Genomic DNA, 20,253 nt, shown 5'->3' with positions numbered 1-20,253 from the left:
CGACCCCAAGGTGCTCGACGACTTCATCAATCAATTCTGGCCGTCGACCATCGACGGTCTGGCGCTCGGCGCGATCTACGCGCTGCTGGCGCTGGGCTACACGATGGTCTACGGCGTGCTGAGGCTGATCAACTTCGCGCATGCCGACATCTTCATGGTCGGTACCTTCGCCGCCCTGTGGACGGTGCGCTCGCTCGGTGTCGGCACCGTGGGCGGTTTCGCGCTCATCGGCGTCGTCGCGCTGACCGCGGTGGTGGCCGGCGCGGTCACGGCCGGCAGCGCAATGCTCCTGGAGGTGACGGCGTACCGGCCGCTCCGAAAAAGGGGCGCGTCCCGGCTGGCCGCGCTGATCTCGGCCATCGGGGCGTCGATCTTCATCCAGCAGCTGTTCGCGACGGTCGTCGTGCACCGGGTGTTCGGAACCTCGAAGGAGGGCGGCCGGCTGCCCGTCGACGAGCACTTCAAGCAGCTGACGAACGTGGTCGACTTCGGCCCCATCCAGATCAGCAACGACAAGCTGATCATCTTCGTCGGCGCGGTGCTGATGATGGTGGCGCTCGACCAGTTCGTGAACCGGACGAAGCTCGGCCGCGGCATCCGCTCGACGGCGCAGGACCCGGAGACGGCCGTGCTGATGGGCGTCAACATCGACCGCGTCGTGTCGGTGACGTTCGTGGTCGGCGGCGTCATGGCGGGCGTCGCGGCGGCGCTGTACTTCCTGCGCTTCGAGCAGACGAACTACTTCGTCGGGTTCCTGCTCGGCATCAAGGCGTTCACGGCGGCGGTCCTCGGCGGGATCGGCAACATCCGCGGCGCGCTCGCGGGCGGGTTCGTCCTCGGGCTGCTCGAGATGTACGGTTCGAGCCTGTTCGGTTCGCAGTGGCGGGACGTGGTCGCGTTCACCGTGCTGATCCTGGTCCTGATGTTCCGTCCCACCGGCATCCTCGGTGAGTCTCTCCAGCAGGCGCGCGCATGAACCTTTCGAAGACGAAGAACGGCAAGGCGGGCCGGCGCGGTTCCGGCCTCTCCCTCGATCCGCTGCGGGACTGGTGGGCGGGCGCCCCCGGCTGGCAGCGCTGGGCGGTCTACGTCCTGCTCATCGTCGGCGCGGTCTTCCTGCCGAGCGAGGCGATCGGCAGCTTCATGGCGCCGAGCGGCGCGAGCTGGCCGTCGATGCTCAGCGACCAGATCGCCATCTACGTGCTGCTGGCGCTGGGCCTGAACGTCGTGGTCGGCATGGCCGGCCTCCTGGACCTCGGCTACGTCGCGTTCTACGCGGTCGGCGGCTACACCATCGCGATCTTCGCGGTGCGGTACCACTGGAGCTTCTGGGAGACGCTGGTCCTGGCGATCCTGTTCTCGGCGCTGGCGGGGGTGATCCTGGGCGCTCCGACGCTGCGGCTGCGGGGCGACTACCTGGCGATCGTCACGCTCGGCTTCGGTGAGATCGTCAAGCGGACGGCGAACAACAGCTCGTTCGTGAACGGCCCGCGCGGTGTGCAGGGCATCCCGCACCCGCCGTCGCTGTCGGAGTTCGAGATCCTCGGCGTGCAGCCGCTGAAGTACGGGCTGCTGGACACGCGGCCGTACTACTACCTGCTGCTCGCGTTCATCGTCATCGCGATCATCTTCGTCCGGCGGCTGGACGCCTCGCGCGTCGGCCGGGCCTGGGCGTCGATCCGCGAGGACGAGGACGCCGCGGAGCTGATGGGCGTCCCGACGTTCAAGTTCAAGCTGGCGGCGTTCGCGATCGGCGCGGCCATCGGCGGCAGCGGCGGCGTCGTGTTCGCCGCGAAGCAGACGTCGATCCTCCCGGCGAACTTCGAGTTCATCGTGTCGGCGCTGATCCTGGCGGCGGTCGTGCTGGGCGGCTCGGGGAACATCCCGGGCGCGATCCTGGGCGCGTTCGTGGTGGCGTGGCTGCCCGAGCGGTTCCGGTTCCTGGACGAGTACCGCATGCTGATCTTCGGCGGCGCGCTGGTGCTGATGATGATCTTCCGTCCGGAGGGGCTGTGGCCGTCGCGGCGGCGCAAGGCCGAACTGGCGGAGGGCACCGGCGGCATGGGCAGCATGGGCGCCGAGGTCGCCGGGCCGGGTCAGTCCGAGGCCGCGGAGGTGGGCAAGTGAGCGGGACGGACGAGCGCAGGCCGGTCCTGGAGCTGCGCGATGTCGTGATGCGGTTCGGCGGCGTCGTGGCGCTGAACAAGGTGGAGATCACCATCCGCGAGGGGGAGATCTTCGCGCTGATCGGCCCGAACGGCGCGGGCAAGACGACGGTGTTCAACGTGACCACCGGCGTCTACCGGCCGTCCGAGGGCTCGGTGGTGTTCGACGGCAAGCGCATCGACGGCAAGAAGCGCTACATCGTGACGAAGATGGGCGTCGCCCGGACGTTCCAGAACGTGCGGCTGTTCCACAACATGACCGCGCTGGAGAACGTCCTGGTGGGCACGGACGCCCACCACCGGACGGGGCTCGCCGGCGCGGCGCTGGGGCTGCCGTGGTTCCACCGCGAGGAGCGGCAGGGCCGCGAGCGGGCCCGCGAGCTGCTGGAGCTGGTGGGCATCCCGCACCGGGCCGAGGAGGCCGCGAAGAACCTGCCGTACGGCGACCAGCGCCGGCTGGAGATCGCGCGGGCGCTGGGCACGAACCCGAAGCTGCTGCTGCTGGACGAGCCGGCGGCGGGCATGAACCCGGCGGAGAAGGTGGCGCTGCAGGACCTGATCCGCAAGATCCGCGACACCGGGGTCACCGTCATGCTCATCGAGCACGACATGAGCCTGGTGATGGGGATCAGCGACCGGGTCGCGGTGCTGGACTTCGGGCAGAAGATCGCCGACGGCCTCCCGGCCGAGGTGCAGAACGACCCGCGGGTGATCGAGGCGTATCTGGGGGCTCCGGCCGATGCTTCTTGAGATCGAGGACATCCACGTCCACTACGGAAAGATCGCCGCGCTCAAGGGCATCTCGGTGTCCGTGGACGAGGGCGAGATCGTGACGCTGATCGGCGCCAACGGTGCCGGGAAGACGACCACGCTGAAGACGATCTCCGGGCTGCGGAGCCTGACGTCGGGCGCGATCCGCTTCGACGGCCGCGACATCAGCCGGATGGCCGGGCACAAGCGGGTGACGGTCGGCATCGGGCAGGCGCCGGAGGGGCGCGGGATCTTCCCCGGGATGACCGTGGAGGAGAACCTCCTGATGGGCGCCTACGCCCGCCGGGACAGCGCGTCGAAGGAGCTGGCCGAGGCCTACGAGCTGTTCCCGCGGCTCGCCGAGCGCAAGTCGCAGGCGGGCGGCACGATGTCCGGCGGCGAGCAGCAGATGCTCGCGATCGGGCGGGCGCTGATGGCCAAGCCGAAGGTGCTGCTGCTGGACGAGCCGTCCATGGGCCTCGCGCCGATGCTGGTGCAGCAGATCTTCTCGATCATCGAGGAGATCAACCGGCGCGGCACGACGGTGCTGCTGGTGGAGCAGAACGCCCAGCAGGCGCTGCAGATCGCCAGCCGCGCGTACGTCCTGGAGACGGGCCGGGTCGTGAAGTCGGCGCCGGCGGCCGATCTGCTGGACGACCCGCAGGTCCGCGCCGCCTACCTCGGCGCCGGTGAGTCGGTCACGGCGGACCCCGCCGTCAAGCCGGAGGCCGCCGCCAAGCCGGACGCCGCTCCGGCGGACGCGGCGAAGGCCGAGCCCGCCGAGAACGGCGAGGAGTCGGGCTAGCGGGCATCCGACGCTGTGTGCGCCCGCCAGGCCCGGACGAGACCGGGCCTGGCGGGCGCCGCCGCGTTCAGGGGAGCGCGATCTCGGCGGGGGGCGGGTCGCTCACCGCGCCGACCGGCGGGGAGCCGTAGAGGCGGATGGCCTTCGTCTTGGCGCCGCGCGGGATGTCGAACCAGAGGTCGAACTCGACGCGCATGGCCGCCCCGACCGACAGCCGCTCCGGCTGCCGTTTGATCATGGTGGCGTTGACGTCGGGGGAGTACGTCCTGCCGTCGGCGGTGACGAGCCGCTGCTTCCAGGTGTCGAAGACCTGGATGTCGCGGCCGGTGTTGACGGCGAGGACGCGGACGCGCGTGAAGGCGCCCTTGGCGTCCATCGCGGCGTGGGTGCCCATGACGTCGGTCATGGCGCCGCTGAAGCCGATCACGGTGAAGCTCATGTCGGCGCTGCGGGCGGTCTTGCTGGCGGGCACGGACTCGCCCTCCCGCGCGGTCTCGGCGGGGATCTTGTAGGTGGGGAGGGAGTCGCCGTCTTCTGAGCCGGAGCAGCCGGTGAGCGCGAGGGCCGCGGTGAGCGCGAGCGCCCCGGTGAGGGCGGCGACGGCGGCCGGGCGGGTGCGCGTGCGGTGGTGGCGCATGGTCCGGAACGTACGACCGGCCGGGGACGGGAATGAACCGGTGATCCCGTTTCGCAACGCAACCGCAACCGGTCACGAACCCACGCCGGTGTCGTCCGGCAGGGAAGCGTCCGCCGAGGACCCGGACATGCGTTGACCCGGGGTCACCTTTGGGGCCGTACGAACCTTCCCCGGGCGCGTACGTTGTCTACTCGGTGACCCCGGGCCGCTCCGATCACGCTACCGACCCCGGGGCGCGGCCCGCAAAGAAAGCGCGGATCGCGCGGCGGATCAGGCCCCCGGCGGCGCGTCGCGCAGCATGCACGTGAGCCGGGCCGTGCAGACCCGCCGGTCCTGGTCGTCGGTGATGACGATGTCGTAGGTGGCGAGGGTGCGGCCGCCGTGCGCGCGGGTCGCGACGCCCGTCACGAACCCCTCGGTCGCTGACCGGTGGTGGGTGGCGTTGATCTCGATGCCCACGGCGACGCGTCCGGGACCGGCGTGGATCGCCGACCCCGTCGAGCCGAGCGTCTCGGCGAGCACGCAGGAGGCCCCGCCGTGCAGCAGCCCGTACGGCTGGGTGTTGCCCTTGACCGGCATCCGGCCCACGACGCGCTCCGCCGAGACCTCCAGGTACTCGACGCCCATGGCCTTGGCCAGGTCGCCGTGCCCGTCGAACCTCTCGCCGGAGTTGATCTCCGCGGCCGCTTGCTCCGGGGACATCCCACCGGTGTCAGTCACTTACGCCTCCACAAAACTGTCGTACGCGCAGACTAGAGTCCTGGTGTGGCAACGACACCAGCGACCCCTGACAAGCGTGACCGGCTTCTCCTGCTCGACGGGCACTCCCTGGCCTACCGGGCGTTCTTCGCGTTGCCCGTGGAGAACTTCTCCACCACCGACGGGCAGCCGACCAACGCCGTGTACGGCTTCACCTCGATGCTCATCAACGTCCTGCGGGACGAGCAGCCGACCCACATCGCGGTGGCGTTCGACCGGTCGGAGCCGACGTTCCGGCACGAGCAGTACGTGGAGTACAAGGCGGGGCGGCAGAAGACCCCCGACGAGTTCCGCAGCCAGGTCAGCCTGATCTTCGAGGTGCTGGACGCCCTGCGCATCCCGCGCATGTCGGTCGCCGGCTTCGAGGCCGACGACATCATCGCCACGCTGTCCGTCCAGGCCACCGAGGCGGGCATGGAGACCCTGGTCGTCACCGGCGACCGGGACGCGTTCCAGCTCGTCAACGAGCACGTCACGATCCTGTACCCGGTCCGCGGCGTCTCCGAGCTCGCCCGGATGGACCCGGCCGCCGTCGAGGCCAAGTACGGCGTCCCGCCCGAGCGCTACCGCGAGCTGGCCGCGCTGGTGGGGGAGAGCAGCGACAACCTGCCCGGCGTCCCCGGCGTCGGCCCGAAGACCGCCGCGAAGTGGCTGACCAAGTACGGCGACCTCGACACCCTCGTCGCCCGCGTCGACGAGATCAAGGGCAAGGCGGGCGACAACCTGCGCGAGCACCTCGCCGGGGTGCTGCGCAACCAGCAGATCAACAAGCTCGACACCGGCGTCGGCCTGGAGCTGATGCCGCCGCAGCTGTCCATGGGCCAGTGGGACCGCGAGGAGATCCACACCCTGTTCGACTCGCTGCAGTTCCGCGTCCTGCGCGAGCGCCTGTACGCGTCGCTGTCGGCGGCCGAGCCCGAGGCCGACGAGGGCTTCGAGGTCGACCTGGACGCCCTCGAACCCGGCGCGCTCGGCGCCTGGCTGGACGCCAACGCCGGCGACCGCCTCGGCGTCGCCGTCACCGGCAGCTGGGGCCGCGGCACCGGCGAGATCACCGCGCTGGCGCTGGCGTCCAAGAAGGGGCCGGCCGTCCACCTCGACCCCGCCGAGCTGATCGAGGACGACGAGCGCGCCCTCGCCGCCTACCTCGCCGACCCGGCGCGGCCCAAGGCCGTCCACGAGGCCAAGGGCCCGATGCTGGCGCTCGCCGCGCGCGGCATGTCCCTCGCCGGCGTCACCAGCGACACCGCGCTCGCCGCCTACCTCGCGCTCCCCGGCCAGCGGACGTTCGACCTCGCCGACCTCGTCCTGCGCTACCTGCACCGCGAACTGCGCAGCGAAACCGAGGACTCGGGGCAGCTCACCCTGGACGGCTCCGGCGAGGAGGAGGCGGCCGAGGCCCTCGCGGTCCGCGCGCGCGCCGTCACGGAGCTGGCCGACATCCTCGACAAGGACCTCGAGAAGCGCGGCGCCACCCGCCTCCTCCACGAGGTGGAACTGCCCCTCGTGGGCGTCCTGGCCGACATGGAGCGCGCGGGCATCGCCGTCGACGCCGACCACCTCGCGCACCTGTCGGCGTCCCTCGGCGGGCAGGTCAAGGAGCAGGAGCAGCTCGCCCACAACGCCGTCGGCCACGACTTCAACCTCGGCTCGCCCAAGCAGGTCCAGCAGGTCCTGTTCGACGAGCTGAACCTGCCCAAGACCAAGCGCACCAAGACCGGCTACACCACCGACTCCGAGGCCCTCACGACCCTCCTGGAGAAGGACGGCCACCCCGTCCTGGAGCACATCCTGCGCTGGCGCGAGGTCGCCAAGCTCAAGAGCATCGTCGACTCCCTCATCCCGATGCTCGACGACGCCGGGCGCATCCACACCACCTACAACCAGATGATCGCCGCGACGGGCCGGCTGTCGTCCACCGACCCGAACCTGCAGAACATCCCGATCCGCACCGCCGAGGGCCGCCAGATCCGCGAGGCGTTCGTCGTCGGCGAGGGCTACGAGTCCCTCCTCACCGCCGACTACTCCCAGATCGAGCTGCGCATCATGGCGCACCTCTCCGAGGACGACGCGCTCCTGGAGGCGTTCGGCTCCGGCGCCGACTTCCACACCATCACCGCGTCCCGCGTCTTCGGCCTCCCGCCCGAGCAGATCGACTCCGAGCTGCGCGCCCGCATCAAGGCCATGAACTACGGCCTCGCCTACGGCCTGTCCGCCTACGGCCTCTCCCAGCAGCTGCGGATCTCCCCCGACGAGGCCCGCGGCCTCATGGAGGAGTACTTCGAGCAGTTCGGCGGCGTCCGCGACTACCTCCGCGACATCGTCGCCAAGGCCCGCCAGGACGGCTACACCGAGACCATCCTCGGCCGCCGCCGCTACCTGCCCGACCTCAACTCCGACAACCGGCAGCGCCGCGAGATGGCCGAGCGCATGGCCCTCAACGCCCCCATCCAGGGCTCCGCCGCCGACATCATCAAGGTCGCGAGCCTCAACGTCGACCGCGCCCTCCGCGACGCCGGCCTCACCTCCCGCATGCTCCTCCAGGTCCACGACGAACTCGTCTTCGAAGTCGCCGCCGGAGAGCTCGACACCCTCAAGACCCTCGTCAGCACCGAGATGGCCGGCGCCTACGAGCTGCGCGCCCCCCTGAGCATCTCCATGGGCACCGGCCGAACCTGGCAGGACGCGGCGCATTAGTTTTTTGTTTTCTCCTTGGCGGTCGGGCCCTGGGGGCCCTCCCTTCGGCGGACAAAACGTGCGATTGCTGCATCGCTTCGGCTCGCCTTGCGGCTCGCTGGGGTGAGGGCGGTCTTGCTTCGCTCGACCTGCCTCGCGCCGCGGTCGTGGGGTTGTCGTGGGGATTGGGTTACGGGCGTTCCGGCGTGTCTTGAGGGAAGTGTGGGCGGGGGCGGAGCGTCTGTAGGGATCATGCGGGTACGCCAGTGGGTGTCCTAGATGTCCGGGGGGTCGTACGCTGTCCCCCTGGTCCTGTTCGGTCGCACCGGCGGGGGTATCGTGCCGCTCCTTCACAAGATCGCTGGGGTTGTGATCATCTGCGCCGTCGTGCTCGGGCTGACGCTGCCCGGGACGCGCGGACGGGAGAAGGGGGAGACCGCCGAGCGGGCCGGGGCGAAGTCCTCGGTGACGCCCACGGCGAAGGCCGCCGGTGTCAGCGTGGCTCCTTCGGCGGGGGGCTCGGCGTCCCCGTCGGTCTCGGTGTCCGCGCCCATTCCCGCGGCGGCGCCGGGGGCGGTGGCGGCCAAGGCGAACGAGCTGGGGCAGGTGCCGGTGATCATGTACCACCGGATCCTGAAGAAGCCCGAGCTGTCGCTGGACCGGTCGACCAAGGAGCTGTACGACGAGCTGACGATGCTGGCGAAGAGCGGCTACTACCCGATCACGGCGGCCGAGTTCGTCGGCGGGCGGTTCAACGTGCCGGCGGGCAAGCACCCGGTGGTGCTGACGTTCGACGACAGCACGCCGGGGCACTTCGGGCTCGACGCGGCGGGCAACCCCAAGCCGGACACGGCGGTCGCGGTCATCGAGCAGGTGGCGCGGGAGAACCCGGGATTCCGTCCCGTGGCGACGTTCTACCTGAACAAGGACCTGTTCGGGATGGACCCGGTGCAGGCGGGGGCCGGGCTGAAGTGGCTTCAGCAGCGCGGGTTCGAGCTCGGCAACCACACCGTGACGCACCCGAACCTGGCCGGGATGTCGGAGAAGGGCGTGCGCAAGGAGATCGGCGGGATGGAGGACGAGATCCTCAAGCTCACCGGCGCGCACACGACGACGTTCGCCTACCCGTTCGGGTCCGTCCCGAAGAAGGAGGCCTGGGCGGAGAAGGAGGGCGGCAGGTACGCCTTCCAGGGCATGTTCCTCGCCGGGTGGCGGCCGGCGATGTCGCCCTTCGACGGCGAGTTCGACCGGTGGAAGATCGACCGGGTGCGGTCCGAGGGCAAGATCAAGGAGAACGACTGCACCAAGTACTGCTCGACGGCGTGGCTGGAGTACCTGGACAAGCACCCCGACGAGCGGTACACCTCGGACGGCGACCCGAACACCGTGACGTTTCCGAAGGCCGCCGAGGACCGGATCGCCAAGCAGTACCGGGCCCGTGCGCGGACGTACTGATCATCGCCGCCCCGGGCGGATTGACCACGCGAGATTGGTCCCATATCCTGATCGCTGCGCTGTGGGCCTGCGCGCGCTTCGGACGGAGCAGGCTCGCGCTCGGTCAGGTCGGCGACAACGGTTCGGTTCACTGACGCGGTCTCCGCGTCCGATTCCGGTCTTCGGCAGGGCGGATAACGGCCCTCCGCGCACAACCCATACGACTTCCATGTCCGTACCGGAGCCAGCCGACACATGACGAGCAGCACCGAGGCCACCTCGACCACCCCGCAGGTAGCGGTCAACGACATCGGGTCCGAGGAAGCCTTCCTCGCGGCGATCGATGAGACCATCAAGTACTTCAACGACGGCGACATTGTCGAGGGCACTGTCGTCAAGGTCGATCGTGACGAGGTCCTCCTCGACATCGGCTACAAGACCGAGGGCGTCATCCCCTCGCGCGAGCTGTCCATCAAGCACGACGTCGACCCCAACGAGGTCGTCACCGTCGGCGACCACGTCGAGGCCCTCGTCCTCCAGAAGGAGGACAAGGAGGGCCGGCTGATCCTGTCCAAGAAGCGCGCCCAGTACGAGCGCGCCTGGGGCACGATCGAGAAGATCAAGGACGAGGACGGCATCGTCACCGGCACGGTCATCGAGGTCGTCAAGGGCGGCCTCATCCTCGACATCGGCCTGCGCGGCTTCCTGCCCGCGTCGCTGGTCGAGATGCGCCGCGTCCGCGACCTGCAGCCCTATGTCGGCCGCGAGCTCGAGGCCAAGATCATCGAGCTGGACAAGAACCGCAACAACGTGGTCCTGTCCCGCCGCGCCTGGCTGGAGCAGACGCAGAGCGAGGTCCGCCAGACCTTCCTCAACACCCTGCAGAAGGGCCAGGTCCGCAAGGGCGTCGTGTCGTCGATCGTCAACTTCGGCGCGTTCGTCGACCTCGGCGGGGTCGACGGCCTGGTGCACGTCTCCGAGCTGTCCTGGAAGCACATCGACCACCCGTCCGAGGTCGTCGAGGTCGGCCAGGAGGTCACGGTCGAGGTCCTGGACGTCGACATGGAGCGTGAGCGCGTCTCCCTGTCGCTCAAGGCGACCCAGGAAGACCCGTGGCAGCAGTTCGCCCGCACCCACCAGATCGGCCAGGTCGTGCCGGGCCGCGTCACCAAGCTGGTGCCGTTCGGCGCGTTCGTCCGGGTCGAGGAGGGCATCGAGGGCCTGGTGCACATCTCCGAGCTGGCCGAGCGCCACGTGGAGATCCCCGAGCAGGTCGTCCAGGTCGGCGACGAGATCTTCGTGAAGATCATCGACATCGACCTCGACCGGCGCCGCATCAGCCTCTCGCTGAAGCAGGCCAACGAGGGCGCCGCCAGCATGGAGGAAGAGGACTTCGACCCCACGCTGTACGGCATGCCGGCCGAGTACGACGAGCAGGGGAACTACAAGTACCCCGAGGGCTTCGACGCCGAGACCGGCGAGTGGCTGGAGGGCTTCGACGAGCAGCGGGAGACCTGGGAGCGGCAGTACGCCGAGGCCCGCACCCGCTTCGACGCCCACCGCAAGCAGATCGAAGAGGCCCGCAAGGCCGAGGCGGAGGCCGACACCGCGCCCGCGGGCGGCGGTGGCGGCGAGACCTCCTACTCCGGCGGCGGCGAGAGCGAGTCCGGCGGTGGCGCCCTCGCCACCGACGAGGCGCTCGCCGCGCTGCGGGAGAAGCTCTCCGGCGGCCAGTGAGCCGCGTCCCCTTCCCCGGGTCCGCCCGGGGAAGGGGAGATCGGTGACGACGCGCTGACCGCTCGCGCGCGCCGTCCATGCCGTGCCGCCCTCGCGGCCCGGACGGACGGCCGGTGAACAACACGAACACGGCCGGAGAACGATCTTCTGGATCGGCCTCCGGCCGTGCTTCGGTTGCGTCACGATGGCGGGTGGGCCGCGTCCCCGACGCCTCGCCCCTGCACCGAAGGTCCGCTCGTCCCCGGGAGCACTCGTTCAATTGGCCAGGACAGACGCCGACGCCCGCGTCAGGACCGGCGGCCCCGCCGCGGCCGGCCCCCCGATCGTCCCGCAGGGCCCCGCCCGGCTCGCGCTGATCGCGGTCACGGTCGCGGTCCTCGCCCAGACCCTGCGGTTCGCGCTGCCGCAGCTCGACCACTTCGCCGACCGGGCCGGCAACGCCGTCGCCGGCGGCGGCGTGCTGCTGCTGTTCCTCGCCGGGTTCGCCGCGCCGCTGGTGCGCCGCGCCGCCGGCCCGCGCGGGCTGCTGCTCACCGGCGTCGGCGGGCTGCTGGCGGTGCGCCTGCTCGCCCAGGCCATCGACCCGCGGACCTGGCTGGCGCTCGCCGGCACCGCGATCGGGATGGTGGCCGTCGCGGCGCTGTTCGAGGGCGCCCGCGGCCTGTCCGGGGTCGGTTTCGCCACCGCGGCCGTCGCCGGCCTCGCCATCGACGGCGCCGTGCGGATGTGCTTCGCCACCTGGGACCCGGTGTGGCGGGACGGCGTCGGCCCCTGGCTGGCGTGCCTGGCGTTCGTCGGCGTCGGCGCCGCCGCGCTCTACCGCGAGCTGGCGTCCGGGCCGATCGCCCCGCCGGGAGTGTCCTGGCGGGACGCGCTGGGCGCAGCGGCGTTCGGGCCGTTCCTCGCGGTGCAGGTCCTCGTCCTCGCCAGCCCCGCGTTCGTCGCGTCGTCCGGCTGGCTGTCGCTGACCGCCGCGCACGTCACGATCGTCGCCGGGCAGGGGCTCGCGCTCGCGTTCCTCGCCTCCGGCCTCGCCGTGCGGGCGGTGCCGGGCGGCGTGTGCGTGCTCGGCGGGACGCTCCTCGGCGTCGGCGCGGGCGCCGTGGCCGGGACGTACGCGGTCGCCGGCATCGAGGTCGTGCCCGTCGTGATCGTCGGGCAGGTGCTGGCGGCGTGGCTGCTGGCGGTGGCGGTCCGCGCGCCGCTGCGCCGCGCCGGGACCGGCGGCCCCGTCTGGCGGATCGACGCCGGCGCGGCCCTCGGCGGCCTGCTGATCGCCGTGGTGCTGATCCCGTACCAGGTCAGCGCCGTGTCGCCGCTGCCGTTCCCGAACAACCTGCTGCCCGGCCTCGCCGGGATCCTGCTCGGCGCGCTCGCGGCGTTCGCGGCGGCGCGCGGCGGCCCGCTGCCGGCCCGCGCCCCGCTGCGCGCGCTCACCGCCGGGGGAGCGGCCCTGCTGCTGCTCATCGGCACCGCGGTGTTCACCGTCGCGGCGCCGGACGGCAAGGCCCCGCCGGCGGCCGCGAACGGCCAGGTGCGGGTGCTCAGCTACAACATCCACGACGCGGTCGACCAGTCCGGGCGCCTCGACCCCGAGGGCATCGCCCGGGTCATCGAGGGGCAGCGGGCCCAGGTCGTCCTGCTGCAGGAGGCCGGGCGCGGGGCGCTGACGTCCGGCACCACCGACGTCGGCGTGTGGCTGTCGCGGCGGCTCGGCATGAAGCTGATCTGGGGCCCGGCCGCCGACGGGCAGTTCGGCAACGCGATCCTGACCTCGCTGCCGGTGCGCAAGGCCGGGAGCGGGCGGATGTCGCGCGGCGACTGGTCGCAGATCCGCGGGTACGTGTGGGCGCGGCTCGCGGTCGGGAAGGCCACGATGGACGTGTGGTCGACGCATCTGGAGGGCGGCGACGACCAGGCCGACGAGCGGTCCCGGGAGATCGCGGCGCTGCTGCGGGCCTGGGGCGGGGCGCCCCGCACGATCATCGGCGGCGACTTCCAGACCGACGCGGGCAGCCCGGAGCTGGCCGCGCTGACCGACGGCACCGACCTGCGCAGCGCCGCGCTCGGCGGCCAGGCCTACCCGACCAGGCCGGACGGCTCCACCCACGACTGGATCTTCGGGTCGGACGGGGTCCTCGTCACCGACTACGAGGTGCCGAAGTCCGACGCCTCCGACCACTACCCGGTCGCGGTGACCGTCCGGATCGGGCGGTGACCCGGCCCCGGCGTCCCCGCGCCGCTAGGGTCTGGACATGAGCGCGGCGAACCGGGAGGCGGGGGTCGCCCCCACAGGGAGCAGGCCCATGAGCGAGTCGGCGGTCGTGATCGAGCGGGCGGGCCCGGACGACGCCGGGGAGCTGATGACCGTCCAGCGCGCCGCGTACGTGGCGGAGGCGCAGCTGTACGGCGACCCGTTCCTGCCGCCGCTGGTCGAGTCGGTGGAGCAGCTGCGCAAGGTCCTCGCGGGGGACGCGGTGGTGCTGAAGGCGGTGCTCGGCGGCCGCGTCGTCGGCGCGGTCCGCGCCCAGTTCAGCGACCACACGTGCCTGGTGGGGCGGCTCGTCGTCGCCCCCGACCTGCAGGGCCGCGGCATCGGCCGCCGCCTCATGGCGGAGCTGGAGGGCGAGGTCGCCGGCCGGGTGGACGCCTGCGTGCTGTTCACCGGCCACCTCAGCGACGCGAACCTGCGGCTGTACCGGCGGCTGGGCTACAGCGAGACGCACCGCGAGCGCGTCGCCGCGCACCTCACGCTGGTGCACATGCGCAAACCCCTCGTTCCCGCCGAAACCGGCTAGCCATTAGGGTGAGCCCGTGCTGAAAGTGGGACTCACCGGCGGGATCGGCTCGGGCAAGAGCGAGGTGTCCGCGCTGCTGGACGGGCACGGCGCGGTCGTCATCGACGCCGACAAGATCGCCCGGGAGGTCGTGGAGCCGGGCACCCCGGGCCTCGCCGCCGTCGTGGCGGAGTTCGGCGAGGACGTGCTGCTGCCGTCCGGCGGCCTCGACCGCGAGAAGGTCGGCCGCATCGTGTTCGCCGACGCCGAGCGGCTCGCCGCGCTGAACGCGATCGTCCATCCCCTCGTCGGGGAGCGCATGCAGGAGCTGATGGACGCCGCCCCCGCCGACGCCGTCGTCGTCTACGACGTCCCGCTGCTGGCGGAGAACGGCCTGGCCCCCATGTACGACGAGGTCGTCGTGGTGGACGCCCCCGAGGAGACGCAGCTCGACCGCCTGACGTCGCGCCGCGGCATGGCGGAGGAGGACGCCCGCGCCCGCATGGCCGCCCAGGCGTCCCGCGCCGACCGCCGCGCCGTCGCCACCCACATCATCGACAACTCCGGCACCCTGGACGACCTGAAGGCCCAGGTGGACGCCCTCTGGAAGACCCTCACCCACCGCACCGCCCCCTGACCCCGCGCTCCTAGAAGGGGGCGTCGAGGGGGAGGCGGTGGACCTCCGGGAGGTAGGGGTCCAGTTCGCCGGGCTCGAAGCGGCACATTCCCACGGCGTACCAGAATTCGGCGGTGGCGTTGCCCTCCCACTTGTAGCGGCCGTCGGGGGCCAGGGCGGCCCAGCCCTCGGCCAGGCCGAGGAGGGTCGCGCGGCGCGCGGGGGCGTCGCGGTCGGTGACGTCCCAGAGGATGATGGCGCCGTCGTCGCCGGCGGTGGCGAGGAGCGTGCCGTCGGGGCTGAACGCCGCCGACCAGATGCGGCGGGTGTGGCCGGTGAGGGTGTGCAGGAGGCGCCCGGTGGCCGGGTCCCAGAGGCGCACCACCATGTCGTCGCCGGCGGTGGCGAGCATCGTCCCGGACGGGTGGAACGCCGCCGTCCACAGGCGCCCGGCGTGGTCGGCGAGGGTGTGGAGGGTCTCCCCGGTGGAGGAGTCCCAGAGCCGGGCGGTGCCGTCGTTGCTGGCGCTGGCGAGGACGTCGCCGGACGGCGAGAACGCCACCCGGTAGACGCGGTCGGTGTGGCCGCGCAGGGCGGCGGTGAGCTCGCCGGTGCGGGGGTGCCACAGCCGGACGGCGCCGTCGTCGCAGCCGGTGGCGAGGAGCGCGCCGCCCGGGTGGAAGTCGATGGAGCGGACGCGGCCCCGGTGGTCGGCGAGGTTGACGGTCTCGCGGCCGGTCGTCCAGTACCAGAGGCGGACGGTGTCGTCGTCGTTGGCGGTGGCGAGGACGTCCCCGGCGGGCGCGAACGCCTGCGCCCACACGTGGTCGGTCTCGACGTTCAGCTCCCGCTCGAAGGTGCCGGTGCCGGCCTGCCACAGGTGGACGCCGCCGTCGTTGGTGGCGGTGGCGAGCTGGGAGTCGCGGGTGCTGAACGCGGCGGAGGTGAGGTTGTCGGCGACGCCGCGCAGCTCGCGGACCATCCGGCCGGAGCGCGGCTCCCAGAGGCGGACGAGGCCGTCGTTGCCGCTGGAGGCGAGCATGCCGCCGTCCGGGCTGAACGCGACGCCGGTGACGCGGCGGCCGTGGCCGCGCAGCACGACCCGGCACTGCCCGGTCTCGGCGTCCCACAGCCGGGCGGTGCCGTCGTTGCTGCTGGTGGCGAGCTGGGCGCCGTCGGGGCGGAACGCGAACGGCCACACGGCGCCGCGGTGCCCGGCGAGTTCGAGGCGCTGCCGTCCGGTCGCGGGGTCCCACAGGCGGACGGAGCCGGCGCTGTCGGCGGTGGCGAGGCGGCCGCCGTCGGGGCTGAACGTCGCCTGGTAGATGCCGCCGCCGTGGCCGGACAGGACGGCGCGCTGCCGCCCGCCCGACCAGAGGCGGACGGACCCGTCGGTGTCGCCGGTGACGAGGAGGTCGCCGCCGGGGTGGAAGGCGATGGCGTAGACGCGGCCGGTGTGGCCGAGGAGCTCCTGGCCGATCTCGCCGGTGCGGATGTCCCAGAGCCGGACGACGCCGGCCTCGTCGCCCGCGGCGAGGAGGGAGCCGTCGGGGTGGAACACGGCTCGGAACACCGCGCCGCTGTGGCCGGTCAGCTCGCGCCGGAGCGCGCCGGTGGCGAGGTCCCAGACGCGCAGCGTGCCGCCCGCGTCGCCGGTGACCATGAGGGACCCGGCGGGGTCGAACACGGCGGTGTAGACGGGCGCGGTGTGCCCGGCCAGCTCGTGGAGCAGGGCGCCGGTGGCGGTGTCCCAGACGCGGATGGTGCCGCCTGCGTCGCCCGCGGCGAGGAGGTCGGCGCCCGAGGGGGCGCGCCCGCCGAGGACGACCGGCCACACGCCGTCGGGGTGGACGGGCAGGGTGTGCGCGGTGTGCCCGGTGGCGAGGTCCCAGATGCGGACGGTGCCGTCGGCCGAGCCGCTCGCCAGGAGGTTGCCGCCGGAGTCGAACACCACCGCGTAGGCGCGGTCGGTGTGGCCCTGGAGCGTGCGCAGGGGCGTGCCGGTGACGGCGTCGCACACCAGGACGCCGCCGTCTTCGCTGCCCACCGCCACGACGGATCCGCCGGGGCTGTAGGCGAGCGGCTGCGGCAGGCGGCTGGTGGCGAAGTGGAACCCGTAGGGGACGCCGACCGCGGGCGGCGCGATCTGGATGTCGATGGGGCGGCCGGGGGCGATCGCGGCCTCGCGCAGCTCGGGCGCGGCGGCGATCCGGTCGGGCAGGACGGCGTCGACGAGGGCGGCGCGGGTCCAGCGGCTGCCGTCGACGGCGGCGTCGCGCAGGTCGGCGCGGGCGAGCCGGGCCCGGGACAGGTCGGCGCCGCGCAGGTCGGCGCCGGTGAGCCGCGCCTCGTCCAGCCGGGCCCCGGCGAGGGAGGCGCCCCGCAGGACCGCCCGCGACAGGTTCGCGCCGACGAGCTGCGCGTCGGTGAGGTCGGCGCCGGTGAGGTCGACCTCCTGCAGGTCGCGGTAGGACAGGTCCTCGCCCTGGAGGCGCGCGCCCCGCAGGTCGGTGCGCGCCGGGGTGCGCAGCCGCGTCGTGACGCGGATGGCGTTGGCGCGGGCGATGTCGCCGGCGCCGGGGTCGGCGAGGACGCCGGCCGCCCACTCCTGGCAGGCGCGGGGGTCGGCGAGGTCGCACAGGAAGTCGACGGTGAGCTGGGTCATGGCGCGGCGGCCGAGCGCGGCGGGCGCGGTGCCCGCCGCGCCGGCGGCGAACTCGGCGGCGATGTGCCGGGCGACGAGCCACTCCATCACCGAGGCGTGGATGAACCCGAACAGGCCGTCGTCGGTGCGGACGAGCAGGCTCCCGGCGCCGACGGCGTGCGTGACCTGGTGCGGCGACATCCGGCCGCCGGCGAGGCCGGTGAGCGCGTCGGCGACGTCGGCCAGCTCGGCGAGGCTCAGGAACTGCTCGTTGCCCTCCCACAGCCGCAGCGCGAGGGTGCCCACGGCACGCCACATGTCGTCGGTCTTCAGCCCGGAGGGGCCGCCGGCGCCGCCGACCCGGTCGGCCTCGTAGGCCAGCCAGGACGACAGGATCTCGTCGTAGAGGTCGGCGGGGGAGACCGCGCGGCGGGCCTGCGCGACCGCGCGCAGCCGGTCCTCGGGGAGGTCAGCGATGAACGAGAGCATCCGCGGGTTGGCGGTGAGGGCGAGGAGCTCCTCGATGCCCGCGAGCAGCGTCAGCCGCGCCTCGGCGGCGCCCTCGTCGCCGTACCGGTTCACCAGGTAGGAGCGGACCTGCGGGGGCGCGAACTCCTCCAGGCCGAGGACGCGCCGGTGCGGCAGCACGCCGACCTTCTCGCCGAGGGCCGTCAGCACCTGCGCCTGCGACTTGAAGTGCTGGGTGCGGCTCGCCACGACGATCTTCGCCTTGTCCTGGGCGGCCTGCAGCAGCGTGTCGAGGTGGTCGGCGGCCCGGTCGTAGGTCATCCGCGTCACCAGCTCGTCGAACCCGTCGAAGAGCAGCACGATGCGGCCCTGCCGGAGCATGTAGTGGAACGCCTTGAGGTCGATCAGCTCCTCGCCGTGGTTGGCGAGGTGCGCGGCGACCAGGCCGTCCACCGAGTGGGCCTTGTCGAGGGCGCGCAGCTCGATGAGGATCGGGATGACGTGCGGCAGCTCCTCGGGGATGCGGCGGGCCAGCTCGCGCAGCGCGAACGTCTTGCCGCGCCCGAAGTCGCCCAGCAGCAGCAGGAAGCGGCCGTGGTCGGCGGCGAGCAGCCGCAGCATCTCGCCGACGACGTCGTCGCGGACGTCCCCGGCCAGGCGCGCCCCCTCGTCGGGGGTCTGGAAGCGGTCGAGTTCGCGGAAGCGCTGCGGGACGTACAGCGACGGCGGGTACACCCCGTCGCCGGACAGCCGCCGCGTCTGCGCCGCGACGTACTCCGACAGGTCGAGCAGGCCCTGGAACTCGGTGAGGCTGCGCACCCGGATGCCGCGCCGCAGCGCGTCGTCGCGCAGCGACCTTGAGGGCGCGGGCCCCAGGTACACCAGTTCCGAGCCGTGGTCGGCGCCGTCGGCGTGCACGTGCCGGACGAAGGCGTCCACGTCGGCCTCGGTCACCTGCCCGACGTGGGCGCCGATGCGGTACTGCCGGACGAAGCCGTCCTCCATGTGGGTGAGCAGCAGGTGGGGCGGGTCGGTGCGGCCCTCCTCGCGCGCGGGCGGGACGATCCGCCGGATGGTGGCGCGCTCGAACCGGGTCTCGCACGCCTCCGTCAGCCGGTCGAGGAGCAGTGCCGTGGGGTCGTGGACGGGTTCGGCGGCGCCGTTCCGCACCGGGCCCAGTTCGGGGGCGGGAGGGGCGGGCGGTGTCTCCGCGCGCGGCGGGGGGAACGTTCCCGCGACGCCCTCCCATGACCGTTCGAGCCGTTCCGGGCCGCGCTGGGCGGCGCGTTCGGGGATCCACCGCTCCATGCCGTCGCGGGTCAGGACGACGGTCTGGTGCCGTCCGGGGCCGAGCGCCGGGACGGACGGCGCGCCGCCGCCGAGCAGCGGGACGGCGCCGAGCTCCGACTCCGTCCCCTGGAAGAACACGTTGACGTGGCCGCCGAGGAGCGTCTCCACCGTGTCGGGGTCGCGCAGCGCCCCGGGCTCGCCGGCGATGGGCGTGTGCTCCACCGCGCCCAGGCGCAGCCACCCCTCGCCCTCGAAGTGCCGCAGCCGCTCGTTGAACCAGGCGGCCTGGGCCTGGCCGACCCGGCCGTAGCGGTCCTCCTCGCGGTGGGTCTGCGGCAGGGTCGAGTTGAGGCCGGCGACCACGACCCGCAGGTCCGGGACGGGGAACAGCGTCCACGGCTGCGCGCTGTCGAAGATCAGCGCGTCGATGCCCTGGTAGAACTCCTTGAACAGGCCCGCGTAGTGGCGCCATTTCGGCCAGTACGGCGGCTGCGGCTCGATGTCGTCGGCCTCGCAGCTGGAGAAGTACGCCTGGCACGCGGCGCGGGTGACGTCGTGGGTGCCCGGCACGATCACGACGCGCTGCGCCTCCAGGCCGAGCAGCGCCCGCAGGCTGGTCAGGAACGACAGCGCCTCCGCGAACTCCCGGCGGCTGCCCGAGTGGGTGAGGTTGCCGGTGACGACGAGCAGGTCGGGGCGCGGCACGCCGGCGTCGGCCAGCCGGGTCACGTCGCTCCAGATGCGGTCCTGCAGCTCGGCGGCGGTGGTGGGCTCGCCGGGCTCGGCGAGCGTCCGCCCGAACCGGGGCCCCGACACGTGCAGCACGCTGAGCCGCTCGCGGGGCTCGGCCCCGCCGCCCGCCGCCGGGAACGCCGGGGCCGCCGCCGGCGCGCGCCGGGCGGGCCGCTCCCCGACAGGCTCCTGAGGCCCCTCAGCCCCCTCCAGGCGGCCCGGCGGGACGCCGCCGCCGTTCGGTGCGGGAGAGCCGCCGCCGGGGAAGCCGGGGCCGTCCAGGGGTCGCGCGTGCCCGGCGAGGGCCTCCTGGATGCGCCGCATCAGCAGCCCGCGCGCCTCGTCGGGGTCGTCGACGCCCACCAGGTCCACGTAGGTGATCGTGGACAGCAGCCCGTCGATCGGGCAGTCCTCGATCCGGACGGTGACGAGCTTGCGGGCGGGGTCGTCCGGGTCGGCCCGCAGTGCCGCCATCCACTCCAGCCGCCCGTACCGGGACCGCAGGTAGTTGCGCGACAGCACCGCCACCACGGCCTTGGCCTCCGACAGGCCGCGGTCCATGTAGTCGATGAAGTTCGTGCCGGGCACGAAGTCCCACGCCTGCATCATCGTCCGGTGCCCGGCGGCCTCCAGCTGCCAGGCGATCCAGGCCGCCCACCGCTCGTCCGCGGGGGAGTAGCTGATGAAGAAGTCGGTCGGACGCTCCTGCCTGGGGTGGCCGCCGGGGGGTGTCATGCCGCCAGTATCGCGCGGCGGCCGGACG

Annotated in this window: 13 protein-coding genes; 10 read left to right on the top strand and 3 right to left on the bottom strand. The window is 72.8% G+C overall.

Features of this window, described 5'->3' with window-relative positions; genetic code table 11:
* Positions 1 to 10: 10 nt before the first annotated feature.
* The 4 genes from ACGFI1_RS01180 to ACGFI1_RS01165 are packed head-to-tail and all read left to right on the top strand — an operon-like array spanning position 11 to position 3,720.
* Positions 11 to 976 carry a branched-chain amino acid ABC transporter permease gene (locus ACGFI1_RS01180; protein WP_138638858.1) on the top strand — a complete coding sequence of 322 codons (966 nt, stop codon included), beginning with the start codon at positions 11 to 13 and terminating at the stop codon, positions 974 to 976.
* Positions 973 to 2,127, top strand: a complete 1,155-nt coding sequence (locus ACGFI1_RS01175; RefSeq protein WP_138638857.1) for a branched-chain amino acid ABC transporter permease — start codon at positions 973 to 975, stop codon at positions 2,125 to 2,127. The genes ACGFI1_RS01180 and ACGFI1_RS01175 overlap by 4 nt, the downstream gene beginning before the upstream one ends.
* On the top strand, positions 2,124 to 2,915 hold the full coding sequence (locus tag ACGFI1_RS01170) for an ABC transporter ATP-binding protein (protein ID WP_449201349.1): 792 nt from the start codon (positions 2,124 to 2,126) through the stop codon (positions 2,913 to 2,915). The genes ACGFI1_RS01175 and ACGFI1_RS01170 overlap by 4 nt, the downstream gene beginning before the upstream one ends.
* A complete protein-coding gene (locus tag ACGFI1_RS01165; RefSeq protein ID WP_392781818.1) occupies positions 2,905 to 3,720 on the top strand; it encodes an ABC transporter ATP-binding protein in 816 nt (271 codons plus the stop codon). The genes ACGFI1_RS01170 and ACGFI1_RS01165 overlap by 11 nt, the downstream gene beginning before the upstream one ends.
* Positions 3,721 to 3,787: 67 nt before the next feature.
* Here the strand turns inward: ACGFI1_RS01165 and ACGFI1_RS01160 are convergent, their stop codons facing one another.
* Together ACGFI1_RS01160 and ACGFI1_RS01155 are read right to left on the bottom strand one after the other, a co-directional pair.
* Positions 3,788 to 4,357: a DUF4352 domain-containing protein gene (locus ACGFI1_RS01160; protein ID WP_392781815.1), complete on the bottom strand. Its 570-nt coding sequence runs from the start codon at positions 4,355 to 4,357 to the stop codon at positions 3,788 to 3,790.
* A gap of 270 nt (positions 4,358 to 4,627) precedes the next feature.
* Entirely contained in the window at positions 4,628 to 4,984 is a 357-nt protein-coding gene (locus ACGFI1_RS01155) for a PaaI family thioesterase (protein WP_387073901.1), read from the bottom strand.
* A gap of 138 nt (positions 4,985 to 5,122) precedes the next feature.
* Here ACGFI1_RS01155 and polA point away from each other — a divergent pair, with 138 nt between their 5' ends.
* From polA to coaE, 6 genes are all read left to right on the top strand, one after another.
* Positions 5,123 to 7,813, top strand: coding sequence for a DNA polymerase I (polA, locus tag ACGFI1_RS01150; protein WP_138638854.1), 2,691 nt, complete (start codon positions 5,123 to 5,125; stop codon positions 7,811 to 7,813).
* Between the two features lie 348 nt (positions 7,814 to 8,161).
* On the top strand, positions 8,162 to 9,247 hold the full coding sequence (locus ACGFI1_RS01145; protein WP_392781812.1) for a polysaccharide deacetylase family protein: 1,086 nt from the start codon (positions 8,162 to 8,164) through the stop codon (positions 9,245 to 9,247).
* Between the two features lie 234 nt (positions 9,248 to 9,481).
* Positions 9,482 to 10,963 carry a 30S ribosomal protein S1 gene (rpsA, locus tag ACGFI1_RS01140; protein WP_138638852.1) on the top strand — a complete coding sequence of 494 codons (1,482 nt, stop codon included), beginning with the start codon at positions 9,482 to 9,484 and terminating at the stop codon, positions 10,961 to 10,963.
* 259 nt (positions 10,964 to 11,222) lie between these two features.
* Complete coding sequence (locus ACGFI1_RS01135) at positions 11,223 to 13,181, top strand: endonuclease/exonuclease/phosphatase family protein (RefSeq protein ID WP_392781809.1); 1,959 nt, start codon at positions 11,223 to 11,225, stop codon at positions 13,179 to 13,181.
* An 88-nt stretch (positions 13,182 to 13,269) separates the two neighbouring features.
* The gene (locus tag ACGFI1_RS01130) at positions 13,270 to 13,761 is read left to right on the top strand and encodes a GNAT family N-acetyltransferase (RefSeq protein WP_392781806.1); all 492 of its coding nucleotides are present in this window, start codon (positions 13,270 to 13,272) and stop codon (positions 13,759 to 13,761) included.
* Between the two features lie 16 nt (positions 13,762 to 13,777).
* Positions 13,778 to 14,377 (top strand): dephospho-CoA kinase, encoded by a 600-nt coding sequence (coaE, locus tag ACGFI1_RS01125; RefSeq protein ID WP_392781803.1) that lies wholly within the window; start codon positions 13,778 to 13,780, stop codon positions 14,375 to 14,377.
* A gap of 10 nt (positions 14,378 to 14,387) precedes the next feature.
* Here the strand turns inward: coaE and ACGFI1_RS01120 are convergent, their stop codons facing one another.
* Positions 14,388 to 20,225: a WD40 domain-containing protein gene (locus tag ACGFI1_RS01120; RefSeq protein WP_392781800.1), complete on the bottom strand. Its 5,838-nt coding sequence runs from the start codon at positions 20,223 to 20,225 to the stop codon at positions 14,388 to 14,390.
* Positions 20,226 to 20,253 lie beyond the last annotated feature (28 nt).

This window comes from Actinomadura geliboluensis (genome assembly GCF_043197915.1).
Lineage (GTDB): Bacteria > Actinomycetota > Actinomycetes > Streptosporangiales > Streptosporangiaceae > Spirillospora > Spirillospora geliboluensis.
Note: the sequence above shows the minus strand (reverse complement) of the source record. Positions and strands in the feature narration are given on the sequence as shown.